This is a genomic window from Helicobacter sp., from assembly GCF_017502485.1.
GTDB lineage: Bacteria > Campylobacterota > Campylobacteria > Campylobacterales > Helicobacteraceae > Helicobacter_B.
The window spans coordinates 1-2,052 of the sequence record NZ_JAFVUX010000018.1; the positions used below are offsets into that span (position 1 = coordinate 1).

The window sequence follows — 2,052 nt, forward strand, 5'->3', positions numbered from 1 at the left end:
AGCCCCTAAAACACATACCTTACCCCTAGGTTTGCTGTTAGGTTAATATCCTTATAGCTTAGTCCTATTTTTGTCCCTAAAGCAAAATTGACAAATGTTTGTTTGCCTAGTAGCACTTCTCCACCTGCTGTACCTAGTAGATGGGTATTAAGCTCATCGTGACCACGATAGCTTAGAGAATTATTCCCTACAAATCGTGCCCTATCTAATCGCACTCTATCAAAAATCGACATTTCTCCATTGCCATTAGAACTATAAAGATCTTTTTGCGCACCAATGTTGATGAACCAATAGCTAGTCTGAGAGAAATACTGCCTTGTTTCTAAAGCTAGCATTAAGGCTAGTAAGTGTCTTTGTGTATAGGGGCTTGCTATACCGATATTGCTAGAATCTGGCGTGCGGGTGGATTGTGTATGGGGAGTAATGTGCCTATTACCACCATTTAGCTCACCGACATTAATAGCATAGTAGCTAAGCCCACCCATAGGCTTAAAGACCAATGATTTATTGTTCGTGCCAAAGATGTAGCCATAGTTGGCATTTATGTTGATTGTATGAGTATTGTAGCCATAGCTTTGCGCTAGAGATTGTAAAAATGGATTTTCTCTTGCAATAATATCTTCGTTATTAATCCCTAGTGTGTAGTTAGCAGTGAAGTCTATTTCGTGATTAGCAACAAAGGCTCTAGAGTAGAATCCTACATTTGTATTATGACTATTGTTTTTGAGCAAATCTGCATTATAAATCCCATAGCCATAAGAAGTAGAGCCCCCAAGGATTAGCCCACTCTCTCCTAGGGGGATAAATCGGTCATAGCCTACATTGATCCCATAGAGTGTGGCTTGCCCATTTTTGACAAAGCTTGTGCTACCAATGGCTGTCGCCCATATATTGTTCATAAAATCGTGGCGATTACTAAACTTATACAAAAAAGCAGGATTTTTCCTAGGAGATGCATCACTTGCTATGTTGCTAGATTCTGCATAGTGGGGGAGCTTAGCTAGGGACTTAGCTCCTAGGGCTGCAAAGGTATTGCTAGTATTACCACCACTAAAGTTTGAGAGCTTAACTAAGCGATTTGATCTTGCAATATCAGCAGCAAGCCTTGTAGAAGCAGCAGCAGAAGCCTTTCTATCAACAGAAGTGATTTGATCTAGGGTGTTATTAAGCTGAGTAGCTGTGTGTAAGAAAAAGTCTAAGTCATAGTTTAAGACATTTGCCCCTGTCCAAGTGATACCTTTATCATAGATAGAAAGAAAGTTTAGCCAGTCAAAAATATCAGACTCTATATATGTGGCATTAACTTGGGTTATATCCTTGCTTACCTTATTGAGTGTTTTGCACGCGCTTGTGTCAGTAGATTGGCAAAAGATTTTATTAAGTGTGCCTTTGTCGTCTTTGTATTCATATACATAGACTTGATTGCCATCACCATCAAGCTGTGTTTGTGCGCCTTGAGTGATTGTAGCAGTGCTAGAGATAGAGCCTATCTTCTCCACACATTCTTGCCCACATTTTCGGTAGAGATAGTAGCGGATATCGTCGATTTGATAGGGGTTATCAGCATTATTGGAGCTTAATTTAATACCAATGTAATTATAACCAAGCACCTTTTCATACTTAAGCCCTATGGCAGAGAGATCTAATCGCCGTGTAGTATAGTTAGAATCATTGATTGTTGGCGCACTGTCTGCATAGATTGCTATACGATCTTTAATGCTCTCGCATTTTTCTCTTTCACTCCCATCACAATGGATCACAGAAGTTTGTCCATTAGAATCCACAAAGTTATACTTGATCTCTCCTGCATCAACAAACCGCTTCACTTCTCCGGGCTTAAAGTCGATGTTTTGTAGGGTATCCCCAGCATTAGTGATAGCTAGCAGTGGTTTGCCATAGCCATTGTGTAAGCCAGAATCTTTAATCGACACGCCCAGCTCTAGCACTCCTACTTCATCTCCGTGCTTCTCCAAAACTAGCTTGGCATTGTTAGCATCCATTGTGATTTGTCCGCCCGGAGTTATGGTGAGATGGTGGAATGATGCGGTGGAG

At 40.7% G+C, this 2,052-nt stretch carries 1 protein-coding gene; it reads right to left on the reverse strand.

Annotated features, from left to right (window positions below; genetic code table 11):
- Positions 1-5: 5 nt before the first annotated feature.
- Positions 6-2,052 (reverse strand): autotransporter outer membrane beta-barrel domain-containing protein (locus IKB69_RS03690; protein WP_290946226.1); only part of this gene is annotated, 2,047 nt, incomplete at its 5' end.